The organism is Ideonella aquatica, assembly GCF_018069755.1.
GTDB classification, from domain to species: Bacteria; Pseudomonadota; Gammaproteobacteria; order Burkholderiales; family Burkholderiaceae_C; genus Ideonella; species Ideonella aquatica.
Genome location: NZ_JAGQDE010000009.1, coordinates 153,568 through 176,797, shown reverse-complemented (window position 1 = coordinate 176,797; position 23,230 = coordinate 153,568). Strand labels below are relative to the sequence as shown.

The 23,230-nt window shown below is 67.9% G+C and carries 22 protein-coding genes and 1 tRNA gene; 10 read left to right on the top strand and 13 right to left on the bottom strand.

Annotated elements, in window-relative coordinates:
• Nucleotides 1–30: 30 nt before the first annotated feature.
• The 6 genes from clpX to KAK06_RS12270 all read right to left on the bottom strand — a co-directional run bounded on the left by clpX (nt 31) and on the right by KAK06_RS12270 (nt 7,979).
• A complete protein-coding gene (gene clpX, locus KAK06_RS12295; RefSeq protein WP_210802399.1) occupies nt 31–1,299 on the bottom strand; it encodes an ATP-dependent Clp protease ATP-binding subunit ClpX in 1,269 nt (422 codons plus the stop codon).
• Nucleotides 1,300–1,396: 97 nt separating this feature from the next.
• Nucleotides 1,397–2,005, bottom strand: a complete 609-nt coding sequence (gene clpP, locus KAK06_RS12290) for an ATP-dependent Clp endopeptidase proteolytic subunit ClpP (protein ID WP_210802398.1) — start codon at nt 2,003–2,005, stop codon at nt 1,397–1,399.
• 136 nt (nt 2,006–2,141) lie between these two features.
• Nucleotides 2,142–3,452, bottom strand: coding sequence for a trigger factor (gene tig, locus KAK06_RS12285; protein WP_210802397.1), 1,311 nt, complete (start codon nt 3,450–3,452; stop codon nt 2,142–2,144).
• Nucleotides 3,453–3,498: 46 nt separating this feature from the next.
• A tRNA-Leu gene (locus tag KAK06_RS12280) sits at nt 3,499–3,585 on the bottom strand.
• A gap of 135 nt (nt 3,586–3,720) precedes the next feature.
• The gene (locus KAK06_RS12275) at nt 3,721–6,864 is read right to left on the bottom strand and encodes an efflux RND transporter permease subunit (RefSeq protein ID WP_210802396.1); all 3,144 of its coding nucleotides are present in this window, start codon (nt 6,862–6,864) and stop codon (nt 3,721–3,723) included.
• Nucleotides 6,864–7,979 carry an efflux RND transporter periplasmic adaptor subunit gene (locus KAK06_RS12270; protein WP_210802395.1) on the bottom strand — a complete coding sequence of 372 codons (1,116 nt, stop codon included), beginning with the start codon at nt 7,977–7,979 and terminating at the stop codon, nt 6,864–6,866. Before KAK06_RS12270 ends, KAK06_RS12275 begins: the two co-directional genes overlap by 1 nt.
• A 99-nt stretch (nt 7,980–8,078) precedes the next feature.
• Between KAK06_RS12270 and hpnC the strand changes: the two genes are divergently transcribed.
• The 4 genes from hpnC (at nt 8,079) to KAK06_RS12250 (ending at nt 11,904) form a co-directional block, all read left to right on the top strand.
• Nucleotides 8,079–8,915 (top strand): squalene synthase HpnC, encoded by an 837-nt coding sequence (hpnC, locus tag KAK06_RS12265; RefSeq protein WP_310741081.1) that lies wholly within the window; start codon nt 8,079–8,081, stop codon nt 8,913–8,915.
• Entirely contained in the window at nt 8,912–9,760 is an 849-nt protein-coding gene (gene hpnD / locus KAK06_RS12260) for a presqualene diphosphate synthase HpnD (protein WP_210802393.1), read from the top strand. The genes hpnC and hpnD overlap by 4 nt, the downstream gene beginning before the upstream one ends.
• Nucleotides 9,761–9,777: 17 nt before the next feature.
• Nucleotides 9,778–11,022, top strand: coding sequence for a hydroxysqualene dehydroxylase HpnE (gene hpnE, locus KAK06_RS12255; protein ID WP_310741080.1), 1,245 nt, complete (start codon nt 9,778–9,780; stop codon nt 11,020–11,022).
• A gap of 99 nt (nt 11,023–11,121) precedes the next feature.
• Complete coding sequence (locus tag KAK06_RS12250) at nt 11,122–11,904, top strand: IclR family transcriptional regulator (RefSeq protein ID WP_210802391.1); 783 nt, start codon at nt 11,122–11,124, stop codon at nt 11,902–11,904.
• A 6-nt stretch (nt 11,905–11,910) separates the two neighbouring features.
• Here the strand turns inward: KAK06_RS12250 and pbpG are convergent, their stop codons facing one another.
• The 6 genes from pbpG to KAK06_RS12220 form a co-directional block, all read right to left on the bottom strand.
• On the bottom strand, nt 11,911–12,963 hold the full coding sequence (gene pbpG / locus KAK06_RS12245; protein ID WP_210802390.1) for a D-alanyl-D-alanine endopeptidase: 1,053 nt from the start codon (nt 12,961–12,963) through the stop codon (nt 11,911–11,913).
• A gap of 138 nt (nt 12,964–13,101) precedes the next feature.
• Complete coding sequence (locus KAK06_RS12240; RefSeq protein WP_210802389.1) at nt 13,102–14,643, bottom strand: 2-isopropylmalate synthase; 1,542 nt, start codon at nt 14,641–14,643, stop codon at nt 13,102–13,104.
• A gap of 206 nt (nt 14,644–14,849) precedes the next feature.
• Complete coding sequence (pssA, locus tag KAK06_RS12235) at nt 14,850–15,674, bottom strand: CDP-diacylglycerol--serine O-phosphatidyltransferase (protein WP_210802388.1); 825 nt, start codon at nt 15,672–15,674, stop codon at nt 14,850–14,852.
• A gap of 95 nt (nt 15,675–15,769) precedes the next feature.
• Nucleotides 15,770–16,786, bottom strand: a complete 1,017-nt coding sequence (gene ilvC / locus KAK06_RS12230; RefSeq protein WP_210802387.1) for a ketol-acid reductoisomerase — start codon at nt 16,784–16,786, stop codon at nt 15,770–15,772.
• Nucleotides 16,787–16,843: 57 nt separating this feature from the next.
• On the bottom strand, nt 16,844–17,335 hold the full coding sequence (gene ilvN, locus KAK06_RS12225) for an acetolactate synthase small subunit (RefSeq protein ID WP_210802386.1): 492 nt from the start codon (nt 17,333–17,335) through the stop codon (nt 16,844–16,846).
• A gap of 164 nt (nt 17,336–17,499) precedes the next feature.
• The gene (locus KAK06_RS12220; RefSeq protein WP_210802385.1) at nt 17,500–19,287 is read right to left on the bottom strand and encodes an acetolactate synthase 3 catalytic subunit; all 1,788 of its coding nucleotides are present in this window, start codon (nt 19,285–19,287) and stop codon (nt 17,500–17,502) included.
• Between the two features lie 247 nt (nt 19,288–19,534).
• Between KAK06_RS12220 and KAK06_RS12215 the strand changes: the two genes are divergently transcribed.
• Genes KAK06_RS12215 through KAK06_RS12190 form a run of 6 tightly spaced genes read left to right on the top strand, consistent with a single transcriptional unit; the run spans nt 19,535 to nt 22,845 of the window.
• A complete protein-coding gene (locus KAK06_RS12215) occupies nt 19,535–20,101 on the top strand; it encodes an RNA polymerase sigma factor (RefSeq protein WP_210802384.1) in 567 nt (188 codons plus the stop codon).
• Nucleotides 20,098–20,559, top strand: a complete 462-nt coding sequence (locus KAK06_RS12210) for a DUF3619 family protein (RefSeq protein WP_210802383.1) — start codon at nt 20,098–20,100, stop codon at nt 20,557–20,559. Before KAK06_RS12215 ends, KAK06_RS12210 begins: the two co-directional genes overlap by 4 nt.
• A 1-nt stretch (nt 20,560) precedes the next feature.
• Nucleotides 20,561–21,340: a DUF3106 domain-containing protein gene (locus KAK06_RS12205; protein ID WP_210802382.1), complete on the top strand. Its 780-nt coding sequence runs from the start codon at nt 20,561–20,563 to the stop codon at nt 21,338–21,340.
• Entirely contained in the window at nt 21,337–21,858 is a 522-nt protein-coding gene (locus KAK06_RS12200) for an RDD family protein (protein WP_210802381.1), read from the top strand. The genes KAK06_RS12205 and KAK06_RS12200 overlap by 4 nt, the downstream gene beginning before the upstream one ends.
• A 25-nt stretch (nt 21,859–21,883) precedes the next feature.
• Nucleotides 21,884–22,261 carry a diacylglycerol kinase gene (locus KAK06_RS12195; protein ID WP_210802380.1) on the top strand — a complete coding sequence of 126 codons (378 nt, stop codon included), beginning with the start codon at nt 21,884–21,886 and terminating at the stop codon, nt 22,259–22,261.
• A complete protein-coding gene (locus KAK06_RS12190) occupies nt 22,258–22,845 on the top strand; it encodes an LOG family protein (RefSeq protein ID WP_210802379.1) in 588 nt (195 codons plus the stop codon). The genes KAK06_RS12195 and KAK06_RS12190 overlap by 4 nt, the downstream gene beginning before the upstream one ends.
• Nucleotides 22,846–22,860: 15 nt before the next feature.
• On the opposite strand, the gene KAK06_RS12185 is transcribed toward KAK06_RS12190, so the two are convergent.
• Nucleotides 22,861–23,199: a P-II family nitrogen regulator gene (locus tag KAK06_RS12185; RefSeq protein ID WP_210802378.1), complete on the bottom strand. Its 339-nt coding sequence runs from the start codon at nt 23,197–23,199 to the stop codon at nt 22,861–22,863.
• Between the last annotated feature and the right edge of the window lie 31 nt (nt 23,200–23,230).

The following is a 23,230-nucleotide window of genomic DNA, read 5'->3' as shown; positions in this document are numbered from 1 at the left end:
TCGATCTGGGGGGTGAGGCGTTGGCGAGGGTCAGGCGCTGGCCTTGGCCTGCTCGCGGTACACCAGCAAAGGCTTGCCGCCTTCGTCGATGATGTGCTCGTCGACCACCACCTTGGCCACGCCGTCGAGCGTGGGCAGGTCGAACATGGTGTCGATCAGCGCCTGCTCCATGATGGAACGCAGGCCGCGCGCGCCGGTCTTGCGCTTGAGCGCGCGGCGGGCGATGGCGGCCAGCGCGGACGGCCGGATCTCCAGCTCCACACCGTCCATCGAGAAGAGTTTCTGGTATTGCTTGAGCAGCGCGTTCTTGGGCTCGACGAGGATCTGCACCAGCGCGTCCTCAGTCAGCTCGCCCAGCGTGGCGACCACCGGCAGGCGGCCCACCAGTTCGGGGATCAGGCCGAACCGAACGAGGTCTTCGGGCTCGACGTGGCGAAACAGCTCCGACGCGCGTTTCTCCGACTTGGAATGCACCGTGGCACCAAAGCCGATGCCGGACTTTTCGGTGCGGTTCTGGATGACCTTTTCCAGGCCGTCAAACGCGCCGCCGCAGATGAACAGGATGTTGGTCGTGTCGATCTGCAGGAAATCCTGGTTGGGGTGCTTGCGGCCGCCCTGCGGCGGCACGCTGGCCATGGTGCCTTCCACCAGCTTCAGCAGCGCCTGCTGCACGCCCTCGCCCGAGACATCGCGGGTGATGCTGGGGTTGTCGGACTTGCGGGTGATCTTGTCGATCTCATCGATGTAGACGATGCCGCGCTGGGCCCGTTCCACATCGTAGTTGCAGTTCTGCAGCAGCTTCTGGATGATGTTTTCGACGTCCTCGCCCACGTAGCCGGCTTCGGTCAGCGTGGTGGCGTCGGCGATCACGAAGGGCACGTTCAGCAGGCGCGCCAGGGTCTGCGCCAGCAGGGTCTTGCCCGAGCCGGTGGGGCCGATCAGCAGGATGTTGCTCTTGGCGAGCTCGACCTCGTCCTTGGAGCCACCCAGGTGCTTGAGCCGCTTGTAGTGGTTGTAGACCGCCACCGCCAGCGTGCGCTTGGCGGCTTCCTGGCCAATCACGTACTGGTCCAGGCTGGACTTGATCTCGGTTGGCGTGGGCAGGTCAGACTTGGCGGCCTTCGCCCCACCCACCTCCGCCGGGACCTCGTCACGGATGATGTCGTTGCACAGCTCGATGCACTCGTCGCAGATGAAGACCGACGGCCCTGCGATGAGCTTTTTGACCTCGTGCTGATTCTTCCCGCAGAAAGAGCAGTGGAGGACCTTTTCGGCAGAAGTGCCTTTCTTCTCGGGCATGGGCTCGGCTGGCTGGGGAAGTGGTCGTTCAATGATAGTGCAAGTACGGATCGCCCTTCGGGTGCGAAAAGAGGGGGAAATCCGCCTGCGGCCGGGCTCAGCCGCGCTTGTCGAGCACCTGGTCGATCAGGCCGTAGGTCTGGGCTTCGGCCGCGCTCATGTAGTAGTCACGCTCGGTGTCGGCCTGGATCTTCTCCAGCGGCTGGCCGCTGCGTTCGGCCAGGATGCGGTTGAGCTGCTCGCGGGTTTTGAGAATCTCGCGGGCGTGGATCTCGATGTCGGTGGCCTGGCCCTGGGTGCCGCCCAGCGGCTGGTGGATCATGATCTTGCTGTTGGGCAGCGAGAAGCGCTTGCCCTTGGCACCGGCCGCCAGCAGGAAGGCGCCCATGCTGGCCGCCATGCCCATGCACATCGTGGACACATCCGGCTTGATGAACTGCATGGTGTCGTAGATCGACATGCCGGCGCTGACGCTGCCGCCGGGCGAGTTGATGTAGAACGAGATGTCCTTGTCCGGGTTCTCGCTCTCCAGGAACAGCAGCTGCGCGACCACCAGATTCGCGCTCTGGTCGTTCACCGGACCGACCAGGAAGATGATGCGCTCGCGCAGCAAGCGCGAGTAGATGTCGTAGGCGCGCTCACCGCGGCCCGACTGCTCGATGACCATCGGGACCATGCCCAGGGCTTGGGTGTCCAGTGCACTCATGGATGTCCTTGAGAAGAGATCGTTGCGAAGGATGCGCCCATTATGCGGCGCGCCAGCAAGCCCCTGATCCAGAAAAAAGCCCGGCAACTGGGCCGGGCTGATTTGGTGCGTGTACGCGGGTGCGCACAGGGCGGCATCAGGAGGCGGACATCAGCTCCTCGAAGGGCAGCTGCTTGTCGCTGACCTTGGCCTGGGCCAGCACGAAGCCGGTGACGTTGTTCTCGATGACCACGGCTTCGACCTCGGCCATGCGCTCGCGGTCAGAGAGGTACCAGCGGATCACCTCGGCCGGCTTTTCGTAGCTCTGGGCCATCTCCTCGATGTGGGCCTGCAGCTGCTCGGGCTTGGCCTGCAGGTTGTTGGCCTTGACCAGCTCGGCCACCACCAGGCCCAGGCGCACGCGGCGCTCGGCCTGCGGCTGGAAGATTTCCTTGGGGATCGGCGCCTTGTCGGCGTCCTTGACACCGCGCGCCTTCAGGTCGGCGCGGGCGCCTTCGGCCAGGCGCTCCAGCTCGCTGTCGACCAGGGCCTTGGGCAGGTCCAGCTCGGCCACCTTGACCAGCGCATCCATCGCGGCCGCCTTGTTGCGGGCCAGCACGCGGAACTTGACCTCGCGCTCGAGGTTCTTGCGCACGTCGGCGCGCAGCGCCTCGACGGTGCCATCGGCAATGCCCAGCGACTTGGCGAACTCAGCCGTCACCTCAGGCAGGTGCTGGGCCTCGATCTTCTTCATCGTGACCAGGAAGTCGGCTTCCTTGCCGGCCACATCCTGGCCGTGGTAGTCGGCCGGGAACTGCAGCGGGAAGGTCTTGCTGTCGCCGACCTTCATGCCGCGCACGGCGGCGTCGAACTGCTCCAGCATCTGGCCTTCGCCGACCAGGAACTGGAAGGCCTCGGCCTTGCCGCCGGCAAAGGGCTCGCCGTCGATCTTGCCTTCAAAGTCGATGGTGACGCGGTCACCGGCCTGCGCGCCTTCGGCGGCCGGGCGCTGGGCGAAGCTGCGACGCTGCTTGCGCAGGATCTCGATCGTGCGGTCCACGGCGGCCTCGTCAACTTCGGCGTTGACGCGCTCGACCTCGGCCGTAGCCAGGTCGCCGATCTTGACCTCGGGGTAGACCTCGAAGGTGGCGTCGAAGGCCATCGTGCCTTCGGCGGCGCCGTCCTTCTGGCTGATGCTGGGCACGCCAGCCACGCGCAGCTGCGCCTCGCCGGCGGCCTGGGCGAAGGCCTCGCCGAGCTTGTCGTTCATCACCTCGTACTGGACCGAGTAGCCGTAGCGCTGGGCCACGACCGACATCGGCACCTTGCCGGGGCGGAAGCCATCGGCCTTGACGGTGCGCGACAGCTTCTTCAGACGGGCCTCGACCTCCGCATTGATGTCGGTGGCCGACAGGTTCAGCGTGATGCGACGCTCCAGCTTCTCGAGGGTTTCAACAGTGACGGCCATGGACAAACTCTGGGGTTGGGGTGTCTCTGAACGTGATCGGTTCCGATGGTGCGCGGAGCCGGACTCGAACCGGCACGCCCGTGAAGGCGTCAGGACCTAAACCTGGTGCGTCTACCAATTTCGCCACCCGCGCGGATCCGATCACGAGCCCGTCGGCGGCGGTCAGGCCAACCCACGGGCGCTCCTTGTACGGCAGTGCGGGACCTGGACAAGCCGAGGCACCCTGCCCTGGCCGTCCCGGCCCCTGCGAACCGGTAAACCGTGGATTCTATCGTCCCGCGGGCGTTTCCGACGCCGACGGCCTCTCAATGCGGAACCAGGCCGCATACATGGCGGGCAGCGCCAGCAGCGTCAGCACCGTGGCGACCAGCAATCCACCCATGATGGCCACCGCCATCGGCCCCCAGAACAGGCTGCGTGACAGCGGGATCATCGCCAGCATCGCCGCCGCCGCTGTCAGCACGATCGGCCGGAAGCGGCGCACCGCCGACTCGACGATGGCCTTGGCTGCCGACACGCCGGCGCTGCGGTCCTGCTCGATCTGGTCGATCAGGATCACCGAGTTGCGCATGATCATGCCCAGCAGCGCGATGAAGCCCAGCAGCGCCACGAAGCCGAAGGGTCGGTTCAGCAGCAGCAACGCGCCGGCCACACCGGCAATGCCCAGCGGCGCGGTCAGCACCACCAGCATCGCGCGGCCGAAGCTCTGCAGCTGCAGCATCAGCAGGGTCAGCATGATGAAGCCCATCACCGGCACGCCGGCGGCGATCGAGCCCTGGCCCTTCTGGCTCTCGGCCACCGCACCGGCCACCTCGATGTGCATGCCCGGCGGCATGCGCTGCGCCAGGGCCTGCATCTGCGGCCAGACCTCGTTGGTCACGGTGGCGCCCTGCACGCCTTCGATCACGTCGCCCTGCACCGTCACCGCGTAGAGCCGGCCTTCGCGCCACAGCACACCGGGCTCCCAGCCGAAACGGTAGGTGGCCACCTGGTTCAGCGGCACCGAGCGACCGCTGGCCGTGGGCACGTAGGCATTGCCCAGCGCGGTGATGGTGTCGCGCTCGTCGGCGGGCTGGCGCAGCACGATGTCGATCAGGCGGTCGCCCTCGCGGAACTGGCCCACCGTGCTGCCTGACAGCAGCACGCGCGCCGCCTGGGCGATCGACTGGCTGCTGACACCCAACGCGCGTGCCTTGTCCTGGTCCACCTCCAGCTGCAGCGCCTTGACCGGCTCGTTCCAGTTGTCGTTGACGCCGCGCATGCTGGGATGCGCCTGCAGCACAGCACGGGCCTCAGTGCCCCACTGGCGTACCGATGCCATGTCGGGGCCCACCACGCGGAACTGCACCGGGTACGGCACCGGCGGTCCGTTGGGCAGCAGCTTGACGCGGCCGCGCGCCTCCGGGAATTCGCTGGCCAGCAATTGCGGCAGGCGCAGGCGCAGCTCCTCGCGGGCTGTCAGGTCCTTGGGCAGGACGATGAACTGGCTCACGTTGGCCTGCGGGAACACCTGGTCCAGCGGCAGGTAGAAGCGCGGCACGCCGCTGCCCACCCAGGCAGTGACCGTGGCCACGCCCGCTTCCTTGGCCATGCGCTGCTCGAATCGGTGCGCCAGCAGCTCGCTCTGCTGGATCGTTGAGCCCTCGGGCAGCCACAGATCGACCAGGATCTCCGGGCGGCTGGAATCGGGGAAGAACTGCTGCTGCACCCGGCCCATGCCAACCAGGCCGAGCGCGAAGATCGCCAGCGTGATGGCGATGGTCTTCCAGCGGTGCTCCACGCACCAGGTCACCATCGCGCGAAAGCGCTGGTAGAACGGCGTGTCAAACAGCTCGTGGGCCTCACCGTCATGGCCCTGGCGGGTCTTCAGCAGCCAGGCGCCCAGGTAGGGCACGAAGTACACCGACACCACCCAGGAGATCAGCAGCGCCGCCGAGGTGACCGCGAAGATCGCGAAGGTGTACTCGCCCACCGTGGACTTGGCCATGCCGATCGGCAGGAAGCCTGCGGCCGTGATCAGCGTGCCGGTGAGCATGGGCATCGACGTGGCCTCGTAGGCGTAGGTCGCGGCACGCATGCGGTCGTAGCCCTCTTCCAGCTTGCGCACCATCATCTCGACCGCAATGATCGCGTCGTCCACCAGCAGGCCCAGCGCGATGATCAGCGAGCCCAGCGAGATCTTGTGCAGCCCGACGCCCCAGTAGAACATCGTCACGAAGGTGATCGCCAGCACCAGCGGAATGGTGATCGCCACCACCAGGCCGGGCCAGATGTCGATGCGCAGCGGCTTGAAGTGCAGACCCAGGCTGATGAAGCTGACCGCCAGCACCACCGCCACCGCCTCCACCAGCACGCGGATGAACTCGCCCACTGACAGGCTCACCGCCTTGGGCTGGTCCTGCACCTGCGACAGCTCCACACCCACCGGCAGCTCGGCCTGGATGGCCTCGACCTTCGCGCGCAGCGCCTTGCCCATCGCGATGATGTCGCCGCCCTTGGCCATGGCCACACCCAGCGCCACCACCTGGCGGCCCTGGTGGCGCACCATCACGCCCGGCGGATCAGAATAGCCGCGGCGGATCTCGGCGATGTCGCCCAGCCGCAGCGCGCTGGCCTGGCCGGTGCTCGGGTTGACGCCGCGGATCGGCAGCGCGCGCAGGTCGTCCACGGTGCGCAGCTGGCCGGCCACGCGGACCTGCAGGTTCTCGGTGCCGGCATTGAGCACGCCGGAGCTTTCCACCGCGTTCTGCGCCGAGAGCTGGACCAGCACCTGGTTCATGTCCAGGCCCAGCGTCGCCACGCGCTTGTGCGAGAGCTCGATGAACAGCTTCTCGGCCTGCACGCCGAAGAGCTCGACCTTGGCCACGTCATGCACCCGCAGCAGCTCGCCGCGCACACGCTCGGCAAACTGGCGCAGCTCCTCGTTGGTGAAGCCGTCGCCCGCCAGCGCGTAGATCGAGCCGTAGACCTCGCCGAACTCGTCATTGAAGAAGGGCCCGATCACCCCCTGCGGCAAGGTGCCGCGCATGTCGCCGATCTTCTTGCGCACCTGGTACCAGGTGTCGGGCACGTCGGCCGCCGGCGACGAGTCCTTCAGCTGCAGGATGGTCAGCGATTCGCCCGGCTTGGTGAAGCTGCGGATGATGTCGCTGTGGGGCACCTCCTGCAGCGTGCGCTCGATCTTGTCGGTCACCTGCTCGGCCACCTGCTGGGCACTGGCGCCCGGCCAGTAGGCCTGCACCACCATCGCCCGGAAGGTGAACGGCGGGTCCTCGTCCTGGCCCAGTTGCAGGTAGGCCGCCACGCCCAGCAGCATCAGCACCACCATCAGGTAGCGCGTCAGCGGCGCATGCTCCAGCGCCCAGCGCGAGATGTTGAAGCCGCCGCCGGCTCCCCCCTGTCCGGCACTCATCAGCGGCTCCCCGAAGCGGCAGCCGAGGTGCCCGGCGGCAGCCAGGGCTTGACCTTCTGGCCGGCCGCCAGCAGGTGGGTGCCGGCGCTGACCACTTCTTCGCCTTCCTTCAGGCCGCCCACCACCAGGGCCCAGTTGCCATCGGCCCCGGCCAGTTGTACCGGGCGCAGCCGGATGACCGAGGCGGCGCGGTCAAACACCCAGACCGCGCTGCCCGCCTCATGGGCGAAGATGGCGCCCAGCGGCAGCCGCCAGCCGCGCGCCGCGCCGGCGCTGACCAGGCGCACCTGGGCGGTCTGGCCCAGCGGCGGGTTGGCGCGGCCCAGATCGGCCTTGGCCTGGAAGGTGCGGGTCACCGGATCCGCCGCGGCGGCCAGCTCCCGCAGCGTGACCGGGATGTCCTCGGTCTGGCCCCACAGCTGCATCAGCAGCGCGTCCGCTCGGCCCTTCAGCGTGCGCAGTGTGTCGATGCGGCCTTCGGGCACGCTGAACACCACGTCACGCGGCCCGTCCTGCGCCAGGCGCAGCAAGGGCGTGCCGGCGGCCAGCACCTGGCCCGGCTCAGCCAGCACACCGGTGACCACACCAGCAGCGGGCGCCACCAGCGTGGTGTAGCCGGCCTGACGCCCCTGCGCCTGCGCCGAGGCCCGGGCCTGGTCCCATTGCGCACGGGCGGCCTTGGCAGCGGCTTCGCGCCGCTCCAGCTCGGCCGGGCCGACAAAGCCCTGAGCGCGCAGCTCGCGGTAGCGCAGCAGGTCGGCTTCCAGCTGATCCAGGTTGGTCTTGGCGGCCAGCGCGCCGGCATCGGCCGCCTGCTGGGCCAGTTGCAGGTCGGCTGGGTCCAGGCGCGCCAGCACCTGGCCCGCCTTCACGGCCTGGCCGTTGTCCACCAGGCGGCTCTCCAGCCGGCCGGGCACTCGGAAGGACAGCACGGTCTCGGTCCGCGCGCGGATCTCGGCCGCAAAAATCTGTCCGGGCGGTGTGCCCGAGTCGCCCACCTTGAACAGGCGCACGGCGCGTTCGGGCTCGGGCGCCGGGGTCTTGGGCTGGCAGGCGGTGAGCGCCGCGGCGGCCACCAGGACCAGGAGCACGGCGCGAAAAGGGATGGCGGCCATCGATGGATCTCGATTAATGACTGACTGGTCAGTAATATACGAAGCCGTCTGATGCGCGTCAACCGCCGAACCCATGATCTGTGCCCCGACAATCGCGGCGTGAGCGTCGATCACTACGAAAACTTTCCCGTGGCCTCCTGGCTGTGCCCGCCGGCCCTGCGCCCGCCGATCACCGCGATCTACCACTTTGCGCGCACCGCCGACGATCTGGCCGACGAAGGCAGCGCCCCGCCGGAGCAGCGCCGCGCCTGGCTGCAGCAACTGCGCGACAGCTGGCATGCCCACCTGCGCGGCGAGCCGGCCGACCCGCGCTGGGCCGCGATGCTGGCCACCCTGGTGCGCGAACAGCGCCGCCACGCCCTGCCGCAGACGCTGCTCGAAGATCTGCTGGATGCCTTCCGCCAGGACTGCGGCAACCCGCTCTATGACAGCCGTGATCAGTTGCTGGACTACTGTCGCCGCTCGGCCAACCCGATCGGTCGGCTGCTGCTGCACCTCTATCACGTGGACGAGCCCAAGGCGCTGCAGCGCTCGGACGACATCTGTACCGCGCTGCAACTGATCAACTTCTGGCAGGACTTCAGCGTCGACCACCCGCGCGGCCGCTGTTACCTGCCGGCGGAGGATTGCGCCCGTCACGGCGTGGACCGCGCCGCCCTGCTGGCCGGGCGCGTCCCCGGCCGCACCGAGGCCGCGCTGCTGACCGACCTGCTGGATTGGACCGAAGGCCTGATGCGCCGCGGCGCGCCCCTGGTGCATCAACTGCCGGGCCGAGTCGGCTGGGAGCTGCGCGCGGTGGTCCAGGGCGGTCTGCACGTTCTGGCGACAATCCGCCGCATGAACCCGCACTCGTTCCAGACCCGCCCCCAGCTGCGGGGTGCCGACTGGCTGGCCATTGGCTGGGCCGCCCTGTGCATGCGCCGGACCGTGTCATGACGCCCCAGCAATATGTCCAGGAGAAGGCCGCCTCCAGCGGCTCGTCGTTCTACTACGCCTTCCTCTTCCTGCCGCCTGAGCGCCGCGCGGCCATCACCGCCTTCTACGCCTTCTGCCGTGAGGTGGACGATGTGGTGGACGACATGGTCGAGCCCAGCGTGGCCGCGACCAAACTGGCCTGGTGGCAGCAGGAGGTGGCGCGCGCCTACGCCGGCCAGCCCAGCCACCCGGTGATGCAGGCGCTGATGCCGCTGGCCTCCACCTACGGCATTCGGGCCGAACACCTGCAGGCCGTGGTCCAGGGCTGCCAGACCGACCTGGAGCAAAACCGCTTCCTGGACTTTGCCAACCTGGCCCAGTACTGCCATCTGGTGGCCGGCGTGGTGGGCGAAGTGGCCGCGTCGATCTTCGGCCAGACCGATCCGCAGACCACCCGCTACGCCCACCGCCTGGGCCTGGCGATGCAGCTGACCAACATCATCCGCGATGTGGGTGACGATGCGCGCCGCGGCCGCATCTACCTGCCGATCGACGAGTTGCAGCGCTTTGACGTCAAGGCCCATGAGCTGCTGATGCGCCAGTCGCCCTGGGGTTACAGCGAGCGCTTCCAGGCCTTGATGCAGTTCCAGGCCGAACGCGCCCGCACGCTGTTTGCCGAAGCCCTGGCGCTGCTGCCCGAGGCCGACCGCGCCGCGCAGCGGCCCGGCCTGATGATGGCCAACATCTACCGTGCGCTGCTCGACGAGATCGAGCGCGGAGGCTTCCAGGTGCTGCACCAGCGCATCTCGCTGACCCCGCTGCGCAAGCTGTGGATCGCCGCGCGCACCCAATGGCGAGGTCGCTGACACCGGCGTCCCGTCGTGTGGCCGTGATCGGCGCCGGCTGGGCCGGGCTGGCCGCGGCGGTCGAGCTGGTCGATGCCGGCCATGCGGTCACGCTGATCGACATGGCCTCCCAGCCGGGTGGGCGGGCGCGCTCCACGCCGTCCAGCACGCTCGCCGCGCAGGACAACGGCCAGCACATCCTGGTGGGCGCCTACCGGGACACGCTGGCGATGATGCGCCGCGTCGGTGTCGACCCCGACACGGTGCTGCTGCGCACCCCCCTGTCGCTGCGCGACCCGCAGGGACGTGGGCTGGCACTGGGCCGCGGCCCGGCGACCTGGGCCTTTGCCATGGGCGTGCTGCGCTGGCAGGATTGCCCGTGGCCGGACCGCTTCACGCTGCTGCGCATGGCCCTGTCGTGGCGTCTGGGGGGCTTTCGCTGCCAGCCTGACCGAAGCGTGCAGGCCTTTGCCCACGGCTGCCCGGCCTCGGTCTACCAGGCCCTGCTCGAGCCGCTGTGCGTGGCCGCCCTGAACACCCCGGCATCCGAGGCCAGCGCCCAGGTGATGCTCACCGTGCTGCGCGATGCGCTGTTCGGCGGCGCGGGCAGCGCCGACCTGCTGCTGCCCCGTGTGCCACTGGACGCGCTGTTCCCGCAGCCGGCGCTGGCCTGGCTCACCCAGCGCGGCGTGAGCTGGCACCCGCGCCATCCGGTGCGGTGCCTGCGCCACGACCCCGGCGCGGGTTGGCAGATCGATGGGCTGCCGCCGGTCGACCAGGTGGTGCTGGCCTGCAGCGCCACCGAGGCGGCCCGGCTGGCGCAGCCCTGGGCACCGCACTGGAGCGCCCTGACCCAGGCGATCCACTACCAACCGATCGTCACCGCCTGGATTGATGCGCCGGCCACGCGCTGGGCGGCGCCGATGCTGCGCCTCGCCGACGGTCCGGCCCAGTTCGCCTTTGACCTGGGCGCCTTGGGTGGCCCGGCCGGTTGCTACACCCTGGTGGCCAGCGGCGCGGCCGAGCTGGCGGCCCAGGGTGCGGCGGCAGCGGGTCAGGCGCTGCTGGACCATTGGCAGCGCGTCTTTGGCGGCGGCGCTCGCCTGCGCAGCGTGCGCAACGAGAAACGCGCCACCTTCGCCTGCACACCCGGCCTGAGGCGTCCGTCGATGCAGATCGCCCCCGGCCTGTGGGCGGCCGGCGACTATGTCGACGGCCCTTACCCGGCCACCCTGGAGGGCGCGATCCGGGCCGGTCGCCTGGCGGCGCAGGCCGTGGCATGAATGGGTGTCCACGCAGAGGTCGCGCATGAAATCTCCATTCACTTGACGACATCGGCGTTTCGCCATGCAAAATAGGGTCAACCCCGTGATCGCCGCACCATGACCCGCAAAGACAACCAGTCCCCCAGCATCCAGGTGCTGGCCCGCGCGTTCTCGCTGCTCGATGAGCTGGCCGCCCACCAGGATCCGGTGCCCCTGAAGGAACTCAGCGAACGCACCGGGCTGCACCCATCCACCGCCCACCGCATCCTGAACGACCTGGCCGTGGGTCGCTTCGTCGATCGCCCCGAGGCTGGCAGCTACCGCCTGGGCATGCGCCTGCTGGAGCTGGGCAACCTCGTCAAGGCGCGTCTGGATGTGCGCGACGCCGCACTGGGTCCGATGCGCGAGCTGCACAAGCTGACCCACCAGCCGGTGAACCTGTCGGTGCGCCAGGGCGACGAGATCGTCTACATCGAGCGCACCTACAGCGAACGCTCGGGCATGCAGGTGGTGCGCGCTGTGGGCGGCCGGGCGCCGCTGCATCTGACCTCGGTGGGCAAGCTTTTTCTGGCCTGGGACGATCCGCAGCGGGTGCGCGCCTACGCCACCCGCACCGGCCTGGCCGGCCACACGCGCAACAGCCTGACCGACCTGCCCTCGCTGGAACGCGAACTGGTGCGGGTGCGCCGCGAGACGCTGGCGCGCGATGACGAGGAGCTGGAACTGGGCGTGCGCTGCATGGCCGCCGGCATCTTCGACGACCAGGGCAAGCTGGTGGCCGGGCTGTCGATCTCGTCGCCCGCCGACCGCATCGAGGAAGCCTGGGTGGACCGGGTCAAGGCGACCGCGGCGCAGATCTCGGCGTCGCTGGGCTTTCGGGGTCCCACCCCGTCGCCCTGAAGCGCGTCAGCCGGCGCTGCGACCCGCAGCCACCGGCTGGGCCGAGACCTGGTCCGGCGCGCCGGTCAGCCAGCGGCGGATGCGCTCGGCATCACCGATGCGCGAGTACTTGCCGGCCGAATCCAACAGCACCATGATCAGCTTGCGGCCCGCCAGACGGGCCTGCATGACCAGGCACTGGCCGGCTTCGCTGATATAGCCGGTCTTTTGCAGGCCGATGTCCCACTCGGGGCTCTTGACCAGGCGGTTGGTGGTGTGGAACTGCAGTTGGCGACGGCCCAGCGACACCTGGTACTCGGGCGAGGTGGACAGCTCGCGGATCAGCGACACCTGGTAGGCCGCCTTGACCAGCGTGGCCAGATCACGCGCGCTGGACTGGTTGGAGCTGGACAGGCCGGTGGGCTCGACATAGCGGGTGTCGTGCATGCCCAGCATGCGGGCCTTGGCGTTCATGGCCAACACGAAGGCCTGCAGGCCACCCGGGTAATGGCGACCCAGGGCATGGGCCGCTCGGTTCTCGGAGGACATCAGCGCCAGATGCAGCATCTCGCCACGGGTGAGCTGGGTGCCCACCACCAGGCGCGAGCGGGTGCCCTTCTCGGTGTCGACGTCGTCGTCCGAGATGGTCAGCGTCTCGTCCATCGACAGGCGGGCTTCCGTGACGACCATCGCCGTCATCAGCTTGGTGATCGAGGCGATCGGCAGGACCGCGTCGGGGTTCTTGCTGAGCAGGATCTCGTTGGTGTCCTGGTCCATCACGAAGGCCACGCTGGAGCGCAGGTCCAGCGGGTCGTCGGACTCGTGCAGGCCATAGAGCTGCCCGAAAGAGGGCTTGGCCGGCGCCTCGGCGCGCACAGCCACCGGCCGGCGCACCGCTGCCGGGCGGGCCTTGGCACGGGCCGTGGGCGCTGCGGCAGCGCGCACCGGTTTGGCCGACTTGCTGACCTTGGCAGGCGCAGCCGGCTTGCGGACCGCAGCCGACGCCGATACACCCGACACGGCCAAGGCCAGCGCCGCCAGCCAGGCCAGAGAAAACACGCGCAACTTCGAATTCAACATGTATCGCAACCGGTGTCGGGGCTGGGGATCGGGCTTTTGCGAGATGACAGTCTATTGGAAACCAAAAAGACACGCAAGATCAAAAACTTGCGTGTCTTTCCTAAAGTAGCTGTCGGCGCTTGCGGCGCCGCGGCCGGCTTACCACTGGGCCGAGGTGCGCTCCACGTTGCCCTGCAGCTTGTTCAGAGCCGCCAGATAGGCCTTGGCAGATGCCACCACGATGTCGGGATCCGAACCGACGCCGTTGACCACCCGGCCGCCATGCTGCAGCCTGAAAGTCACCTCGCCCTGCGATTCTGTGCTGCCCGAGGTGATCGCATTGACCGAATAGAGCAGCATCTCGGCGCCACTTTGCACATGGGCCTCGATCGCCTTTAGGCTGGCATCGACCGGGCCGTTGCCGTCGGCCTCGCTGGTCACCTCCTTGGCGCCGACGAAGAAGCTGACCTTGGCGTGCGGGCGCTCGCCCGTTTCCGAGCGCTGGCTCAGCGCCACCAGGCGGTAGTGCTCCTGCTCGGAGGTCACGCTCTCGTCACCCACCAGGGCGATGATGTCCTCGTCAAAGATCTCGCTCTTGCGGTCGGCCAGGTCCTTGAAGCGCGCGAAGGCGGCGTTGATCTCGGCCTCGGAGTCCATCTCGATGCCCAGCTCCTGCAGGCGCTGCTTGAACGCGTTGCGGCCCGAGAGCTTGCCCAGCACGATCTTGTTGGCGCTCCAGCCCACGTCCTCGGCACGCATGATCTCGTAGGTGTCGCGCGCCTTGAGCACGCCGTCCTGGTGGATGCCGCTGGCATGCGCAAAGGCGTTGGCGCCCACCACTGCCTTGTTGGGCTGCACCACGAAGCCGGTGGTCTGGCTGACCATGCGGCTGGCCGGCACGATCTGGCTGGTGTCGATGCCCACCTCCAGGCCGAAGTGGTCGCGGCGCGTGCGCACCGCCATCACCACCTCTTCCAGCGAGCAGTTGCCCGCACGTTCGCCCAGGCCATTGATCGTGCACTCCACCTGGCGCGCACCGCCGATCTTCACGCCGGCCAGCGAGTTGGCCACCGCCATGCCCAGGTCGTTGTGGCAGTGCACCGACCAGATCGCCTGGTCGGAGTTGGGCACCTTCTCGCGCAGCGTGCGGATGAACTGGCCGTAGAGCTCGGGGATGGCGTAGCCCACGGTGTCGGGGATGTTGATCGTGGTGGCACCCTCGGCAATCACGGCCTCGACCACGCGCGCCAGGAAGTCCATGTCCGAGCGGTAGCCGTCCTCGGCGCTGAACTCGATGTCGCCGCACAGGTTGCGGGCGAAGCGCACCGCCTGCCTGGCCTGCTCGAACACCTGGTCGGGCGACATCCGCAGCTTCTTTTCCATGTGCAGCGGGCTGGTGGCGATGAAGGTGTGGATGCGGCCGCGGTTGGCGCCGGCCAGCGCCTCGGCGGCGCGGCTGATGTCACGGTCATTGGCCCGCGACAGCGAGCAGACGGTGGAGTCCTTGATGACGTCGGCAATCGCCTTGACGGCCTCGAAGTCGCCGTTGGACGAGGCGGCGAAGCCGGCCTCGATCACATCGACGCGCAGCCGCTCGAGCTGCCGCGCGATGCGCAGCTTCTCGTCCTTGGTCATCGAGGCGCCGGGCGATTGCTCGCCGTCACGCAAGGTGGTGTCGAAGATGATCAGCTTGTCGGACATGGGAGGCTCTTCGGTTGCGGTGGGAAATGTTGGACAAAGAAAAACGGCCCGCTGCGTGCGCAATGCGGGCCGTTGATCGGTGAGGAGGTACGGGTGAGGTACGGACGAATTCGATCAGCGCGCCCGGCGGGTGCCTAGCAGCGCTAGCAGCAGCGAGGAGGTGGTGATCGAAGACATGGGCCTGAATATAGCACGCAGCCGCGCACTCAGTGCAAGCCGCGTTCGTCCGGCTCGTCGGTCGACGTGGCGATCACGCTCACCGGCTTCCCCTTGGCCTTGCGCATCGCATAGATCACATAGCCCGACAGGCCGTAGACGCAGAACAGGCCGAACAACACCGCGGGCGGGTGGATGTTGATCACCGCAATGCCCAGCGCGATCGCGACGATCACGATGAAGGGCACGCTGCGCTTGAAGCTGACGTCCTTGAAGCTGTAGAACGGCACGTTGGTGACCATCGTCAGGCCCGCGTACAGCGCCACCGAGAAGGCCACCCAGGGCAGCACCGGCAGCACCGACACGCCCTTGTAGCCAGCGTCGTCCAGCACCCAGATGAAGCCGATCACGATGGCCGCCGCCGCCGGGCTGGGCAGGCCCTGGAAGTAGCGCTTGTCGACCACGCCGATGTTGGTGTTGAAGCGCGCCAGGCGCAGCGCGGCACAGGCACAGTAGACGAAGGCGGCGATCCAGCCGGCCTTGCCCAGACCCTTGAGCGCCCATTCGTAAACGATCAGTGCCGGCGCGGCGCCGAAGCTGACCATGTCCGACAGGCTGTCCATCTGCTCGCCAAAGGCGCTTTGCGTGTTGGTCATGCGTGCGACGCGGCCGTCCAGGCTGTCGAGCACGGCGGCGCAGAAGATGCCGATGCAGGCGTTCTCGAAGCGGCCGTTCATCGCCATCACGATGGCGTAAAAGCCGCCGAACAGCGCACCCAGTGTGAACAGGTTGGGCAGGATGTAGATGCCCCGGCGGCGCGGGCGCAGGGGCTGCGCCGGCTCGTCGTCGAGGTCGTCGTTCACGGGTTCAGTCATGGTTGGGAGGATAACTCAGGGCCTCAAGCACAAGGCCGCCCACAGGGGCGGCCTTGTCGGTGATGTTGGCGGCGGCGCCGTGGCCGCCACCCGCATCAGTTCCTGCTCTTGTCGACCAGCTTGTTGGCCTTGATCCAGGGCATCATGTCGCGCAGCTTGGCACCGACCACCTCGATCTGGTGCTCCTCGGTCAGGCGGCGGCGCGAGATCAGCGTCGGGGCGCCGGCCTTGTTCTCGAGGATGAAGGACTTGGCGTATTCGCCGGTCTGGATGTCCTTCAGGCACTGGCGCATCGCGTTCTTGGTGTCTTCGGTCACCACGCGCGGGCCGGTCACGTACTCGCCGTATTCGGCGTTGTTCGAGATCGAGTAGTTCATGTTGCCGATGCCGCCTTCGTAGATCAGGTCGACGATCAGCTTGAGCTCGTGCAGGCACTCGAAGTAGGCCATCTCGGGCGCGTAGCCGGCTTCCACCAGCGTTTCGAAACCGGCCTTGATCAGCTCAACGGTGCCGCCGCACAGCACGGCCTGCTCGCCGAACAGGTCGGTTTCGGTTTCTTCGCGGAAGCTGGTCTCGATGATGCCGGCCTTGCCGCCGCCGTTGGCCGCGGCGTAGCTCAGGGCCAGGTCACGGGCCTTGCCGGTGGTGTCCTGGTAGACGGCGATCAGGTGCGGCACGCCGCCACCCTGGCGGTAGGTGTTGCGCACGGTGTGGCCCGGGGCCTTGGGGGCGACCATCCACACGTCCAGATCGGCGCGGGGCTGGACCTGGCCGTAGTGCACGTTGAAGCCGTGGGCGAAGACCAGCGAGGCACCGGCCTTGATGTGGGGCTCGACGTCCTTGCGGTAGACATCGGCGATCTGCTCATCGGGCAGCAGGATCATGACCACGTCGGCCGTCTTCACGGCGTCGGCGATCTCGGCCACCTTCAGGCCGGCGCCTTCGGCCTTGGCCCAGGACGCACCGCCCTTGCGCAGGCCAACCGTGACCTTGACGCCCGACTCGTTCAGGTTCTGGGCGTGGGCATGGCCTTGCGAGCCGTAGCCGATGATGGTGACGTTCTTGCCCTTGATCAGGGAGATGTCGGTGTCCTTGTCGTAATAGACCTTCATGGTGTTCTCTCGTCGGAAAATGAGGAGCGGGAAAGGGAGATAGGCGATCCTGGTGGATCAGACTCTCAGGATGCGCTCGCCGCGACCGATCCCGCTGGAGCCGGTGCGCACGGTTTCAAGAATGGCGGTGCGGTCGATGGCCTCGATGAAGGCATCGAGCTTGCCTGCGTCGCCGGTGAGCTCGATCGTGTAGCTCTTCTCGGTCACGTCGATGATGCGGCCACGGAAGATGTCGGCCATGCGCTTCATCTCCTCGCGTTCCTTGCCCACCGCGCGGACCTTGATCAGCATGAGCTCGCGCTCGGTGTACTGACCCTCGGTGAGGTCGACCACCTTGACCACGTCGACCAGGCGGTTGAGGTGCTTGGTGATCTGCTCGATGACCTCGTCGGAGCCGGTGGTGACGATGGTCATGCGCGACAGCGAGGCGTCCTCGGTCGGCGCCACCGTCAGGCTCTCGATGTTGTAGCCGCGGGCGGAGAACAAGGCCACCACCCGCGAGAGGGCGCCGGGCTCGTTCTCGAGCAGCACGGCGATGATGTGTTTCATGGTTTCAACTCCTGGCGCGCTCTTCAGACCGGCGGCGGTAACCGCCGGCCCTTGGCCACGCCTGTCGATCGTTACGGTGTCAGGGTCGGTCCGGTCGCCGGATCGCATCGGCCAGCAGCGCCGCAGCGGGCGGTCACCCGCCGCGGCCGGCTGGCCTCAGGCGATCACAGGTCCTCGGACCCCAGCAGCATCTCGGTGATGCCGGCGCCGGCCTGCACCATCGGCCAGACGTTCTCGGTGGGGTCGGTGCGCACGTCCAGGAAGACCGTGCGGTCCTTCAGGCGGATCATCTCCTTGAGCGCGGGCTCGACCTCGGAGGGCTTCTCGATCTTGATGCCGACATGGCCATAGGCCTCGGCCAACTTGACGAAATCGGGCAGCGCGTCCATGTAGCTGTGGGCGTAGCGCTTGTCGTAGATCAGCTCCTGCCACTGCCGCACCATGCCCAGGTAGCGGTTGTTCAGCGAGATCACCTTGACTGGCGTCTTGTACTGCTGGCAGGTGGACAGCTCCTGGATGCACATCTGGATCGAGCCTTCGCCGGTGATGCAGAAGACGTCCGAGTCCGGCTTGGCCAGCTTGATGCCCATGGCATACGGCAGGCCCACACCCATCGTGCCCAGACCGCCCGAGTTGATCCAGCGGCGCGGCTCCTCAAAGCCGTAGAACTGCGCCGCCCACATCTGGTGCTGGCCCACATCCGAGGTGATGTAGCAGTCCTGGCCGCGGGTCAGTTCGGCCAGCGTCTGCACCACGTACTGCGGCTTGATGACGTCGGTGCCAGGCCGGTACTTCAGGCACTCGCGCTTGCGCCATTCGTTGATCTGACCCCACCAGGCCGAGATCACGGCCTTGTCGGGCCGCGCCTGGGCCTCGCGGACCTGGGCGATCAGCTCCTGCAGCACGTCCTTGACGTCGCCGACGATCGGGATGTCGACCTTCACCCGCTTGGAGATCGACGAAGGGTCGATGTCGACGTGGATGATCTTGCGCTCGACCGAGGCGAAGTGCTTGGGGTTGCCGATCACCCGGTCATCGAAGCGCGCCCCGACGGCCAGCAGCACATCGCAGTGCTGCATCGTCATGTTGGCCTCGTAGGTGCCGTGCATGCCCAGCATGCCCAGGAACTTCGGGTCGGAGGCCGCGGTGGCGCCCAGGCCCATCAAGGTGTTGGTGACCGGGAAACCCAGCAGGTCGCAGAGCTCGCGCAGCTCGGGTGCGGCATTGCCCAGCACCACGCCGCCACCGGTGTAGATGTAGGGGCGCTTGGCCTGCAGCAGCAGTTGCACCGCCTTGCGGATCTGGCCGCCGTGGCCCTTCTTCACCGGGTTGTACGACCGCATCTCGATCGTGTCCGGGTAGTGGTAGGGCGCGGTCTTCAACGAGACATCCTTGGGGATGTCCACCACCACCGGCCCCGGGCGACCGGTGCGGGCGATGTGGAAGGCCTTCTTCATGGTCATGGCCAGGTCGCGCACATCCTTGACCAGGAAGTTGTGCTTGACCACCGGGCGGGTGATGCCCACGGTGTCGCACTCCTGGAAGGCATCGAGGCCGATCGCCGCCGTGGGGACCTGGCCCGTGATGATGACCATCGGGATCGAGTCCATGTAGGCGGTGGCAATGCCGGTCACGGCATTGGTGACACCGGGGCCCGAGGTGACCAGGGCCACGCCGACATCGCCGGTAGCGCGGGCATAGCCATCGGCGGCGTGAACGGCGGCCTGCTCATGGCGCACCAGCACATGCTGGATCGACTCTTGCCCGTACAGGGCGTCGTAGATGTAGAGCACCGAGCCGCCTGGGTAGCCCCAGATGAACTTGACACCCTCGGCCTGCAGGCAGCGCACGAGGATCTCCGAGCCATTGGGCTCGGCGGCAGGGGTGGCGGGGGGAGTGGTTTGCGGTTGCGCCATTGGGGCGCGTTTGACTTCCGCGGCAGACATGTTCATTTTCGAACCTCTGTGAATTTCTCTGACGAAAAACCTTCGGTGCCCCTCCTCGCGCCCTCATGAGGCGGACTTGGAACCTGCGCGATCAACAAGGGAGCGGCACCCGCTGTCGGGGCGCCCTGGAGATCTCATCGCTATGCGCGAACTCAGCATTATCGCATTCCTTCGAGCCTGTCGGCCAGACGCACAGGGACATTGCATAATGCGGTAACAACGCAGCAATGGCACCCCGCGTGCCCGCCGGCACTTGGCCACCGACAAAGAACTGTCCGATTTCCTCAAAGGCACCGAGAAGCGGGCCTTCAAGCGCACACTGTTCACCGTGCGCGACGAGGAAGCCGCGCTCGACATCGTGCAGGACGCGATGTTCCGGCTGGCCGAGAAGTACGCCGACCGCCCGTCAGCCGAGTTCCCGATGCTGTTCCAGCGCATCCTGTCGAACGCCACGATGGACTGGTTCCGGCGTCAGAAGGTGCGCCGCTCGGTGATGCAGAACATGTCCGAGTTCCAGGGCAATGCCGAGGACGAGGATTTCGACCTGCTGGAGGCCCTGGAAAGCCTGGACGGCGCCCTGGGCGCCGAGAGTGCCGCCGACACCTTTGGTCGGGAACAGATCTTGCATATCATCGATACCGAAGTGCAACAACTCCCAGCGCGTCAACGAGAAGCCTTTCTGCTACGTTACTGGGAGGAACTGGATGTATCCGAGACGGCGGCCGTGATGGGCTGCTCGGAGGGCAGTGTCAAGACGCACTGCTCCCGAGCCGTTCATGCATTGGCCAAGTCGCTCAGAGCCAAGGGAATCGCACCATGACCACCTTCATCGACCGCACGACGGCAGACCCGACCTCGGCCGCCCTGGAGGCACGGTTCGGCCTGCGCATCGCTTCGTTGCTCAATGACACCCGCAGCGGCGCCGACCACGACATCTCCGAACGCCTGCGCATCTCGCGCGAGCAGGCGCTGGCTCGTGCCCGCGCCAGCCGCCTGGCCACCGCGCCGGTGACGGCCTCGGCCGCGCCGGTGGTGGGGAGGTCGGCGGCCGGTTCCGCCGTGCTGGGCCGCCACCCAGCCGACTGGTGGGGCCGCATCGCGTCGGTGCTGCCGCTGCTGATGTTGCTGGGCGCCCTGGTGGCCATTGATGCCTGGCAAGATGGCGTGCAGATCGGCGCCGCCGCCGATGTCGACGCCGCGCTGCTCACCGACGACCTGCCGCCCGAGGCCTACTCGGACCCCGGCTTCGCCGAGTACCTGCATGCGCCCCAGGAGTGACATGCCCCGGAGCCGTCTGCTGATGCCCGTGGCCTGGCTGGGCCGCCTGCTGCTGGTCAGCGCCCTGGTCGGGGCGGGCGTGGCCCAGGCCCAGGCGCTGGCGCCCAGCCCAGACTGGTCGTCGCTGCAGGGGTCGCAGAAAACGGTCCTGGCGCCGTTGAAAAGCGACTGGAACAGCCTCGATGCCATCCAGCGGCAAAAATGGCTGGAACTGGCCAACCGCTACCCGTCGATGTCTGCCGACCAGCAGCAGCGCATGCAACAGCGCATGAGCGAGTGGGCCCGCATGTCGCCTGCCCAGCGGGGTCAGGCGCGCATCAATTTCCAGCAGGCCCGAGCCATCCCGGCCCCTGATCGCCAAGCCCAGTGGGAGGCCTACCAGGCCCTGCCCGCCGAGCGCAAGCAGGCGCTGGCACAGCGCCAGGTCGCCCCGGCGTCGTCGCCCCAGTCGACGGCAGCGGGCAAGCTGCGACGCGCCCCGGTCGACGCCCAGGCGGCCAAGGCCAACACCCTCGCACCGACGCCGGCGCCGGCCCCGCGCGCCGTGGGTCCGTCGCTGGTGCAGGCCGGTCCGGGCGCCACCACGCGCCTGATCACCCAGTCGCCGCCGGTCAAGCCGGTCGCCAGCGCACCGCGACCCAAGATCGAGGTCAGCCCGCAGGTGGTGGACCGCACCACCCTGTTGCCCAAGCCGCTGCCACCCAAGCCCCCCGAGGCACCCAAGCGGGTCGAGGCGACGCCACCGCCCGCCGCTGAACGGCCCACGGCGTCCACACCGTGAGCGCGGCTGCCGCACCCACGCAGCGGGCGCCCTCGCTGCGACGCCGCCTCGCCTGCCTCACCTACGAGGGCGTGCTGCTGTTCGGCGTGGTGATGATCGCCGGCTATCTGTTTTCGGCCCTGACCCATCAGACCCATGCCCTGCGCGGCCGTGAGGCGCTGCAGGCCTTCATGTTCCTGGTGCTGGGCATCTACTTCGGCTGGTTCTGGTCGCGCAGCGGTCAGACGGTGGCCATGCGCGCCTGGCACATCCGCGTGGTCGATGTGCACGGCCAACCGGTGAGCCAGGGCCGCGCCGTGGCCCGCTACCTGGCCAGCTATGTCTGGTTCCTGCCGGCGCTGGCGTCGGCAGCGGCGCTGCACTGGGCCGACACCGGCACGATCTTTGGCTGGATGGCGCTGTGGGCGCTGGTGTACGCCGGCCTCACGCGCCTTCACCCCGAGCGCCAGTACTGGCACGATGTGCTGTGTGGCACCCGCCTGATCGACTGGCGCCCTGCCCCGCCCGTGCGGGCCTGAGGCCGCTGGCACAATCCCGCCCCTGATGAGCAATCCACACAAGGGGCGCACCGGCCTCGATCGCATCCTGCATGCCGCGGGCTACTCGGCCGCCGGCCTGCGCCAGGCCTACCAGGGCGAAAGCGCCTTCCGTCAGGAGACCTGGCTGGCCGTGGTGATGCTGCCGCTGGCCTTTGTCGTCGGACGCAGCTGGGTCGAGGTGGCCTTGCTGGCGGGCTCGGTGGTGATGGTGCTGGTGGTCGAGTTGTTGAACTCGGCCGTCGAGGCGGCGATTGATCGCATCGGCTTCGAGCACCACGAATTGTCTGGCCGGGCCAAGGATTTCGGCAGCGCCGCCGTGATGCTGGCCCTGCTGCTGACGGCCGGTATCTGGGCTGCCGCCCTGTGGCAGCGTCTGGCATGAGCGCCGTGCGGCCCTTCAGCGTGTGCGTCTATTGCGGCTCGCGCCACGGCGTGCGGCCTGAGTACACCGCCGCCGCCCGCGCCATGGGCCAGGCGATCGGCGAGCGCGGCTGGCGCCTGGTCTACGGCGGTGGCAACGTCGGCCTGATGGGCGAAGTGGCCGACGCCACGCTGGCGGCTGGCGGCACCGTGCTAGGCGTCATCCCCGAGCGCCTGCTGCAGCGCGAGGTGGGCCACCATGGCCTGACCGAGCTGGTCGTGGTGCAGAACATGCACCAGCGCAAGATGCGCATGGCCGAGGAGGCCGACGCCTTTGTGGCGCTGCCCGGCGGCATCGGCACCTTTGAGGAGCTGTTCGAGATGTGGAGCTGGCGCCACCTGGGCTACCACGGCAAGCCGCTCGGCCTGCTGGAGGTGCAGGGCTTCTGGGCGCCGCTGGTGGGCTTTCTGCGCGGCACGGTGGCGGCCGGCTTCATGGACGACAGCCAGATGACCATGCTGGCCCTGCAGGCCGATCCGGCGGCGCTGCTGACGCAACTGGCGGCCGCGCCCTCGCGACAGGCCGCCGATTACCGCGGCACCTGAGCCGCGGATCGGCCGTCAGACGGCGGATTCGTCGGTCTCGCCGGTGCGGATGCGCACCACCTGCTCCACCGGCGTAACGAAGATCTTGCCGTCGCCGATCTTGCCGGTCTTGGCGGCCTTGACGATGGCCTCGATCGAACGCTCGACGTCAACATCCTTCACCACCACCTCGATCTTCACCTTGGGCAGGAAGTCGACGACGTATTCAGCGCCACGGTAGAGCTCGGTGTGGCCCTTCTGACGGCCGAAGCCCTTGACCTCGGTGACGGTCAGCCCCGAAACGCCCACCTCGGCCAGCCCTTCGCGCACTTCCTCGAGCTTGAACGGTTTGATGATGGCGGTGATCTGCTTCATGGGGCACTCCGGGCAAAAGGGGTTCTCAGTC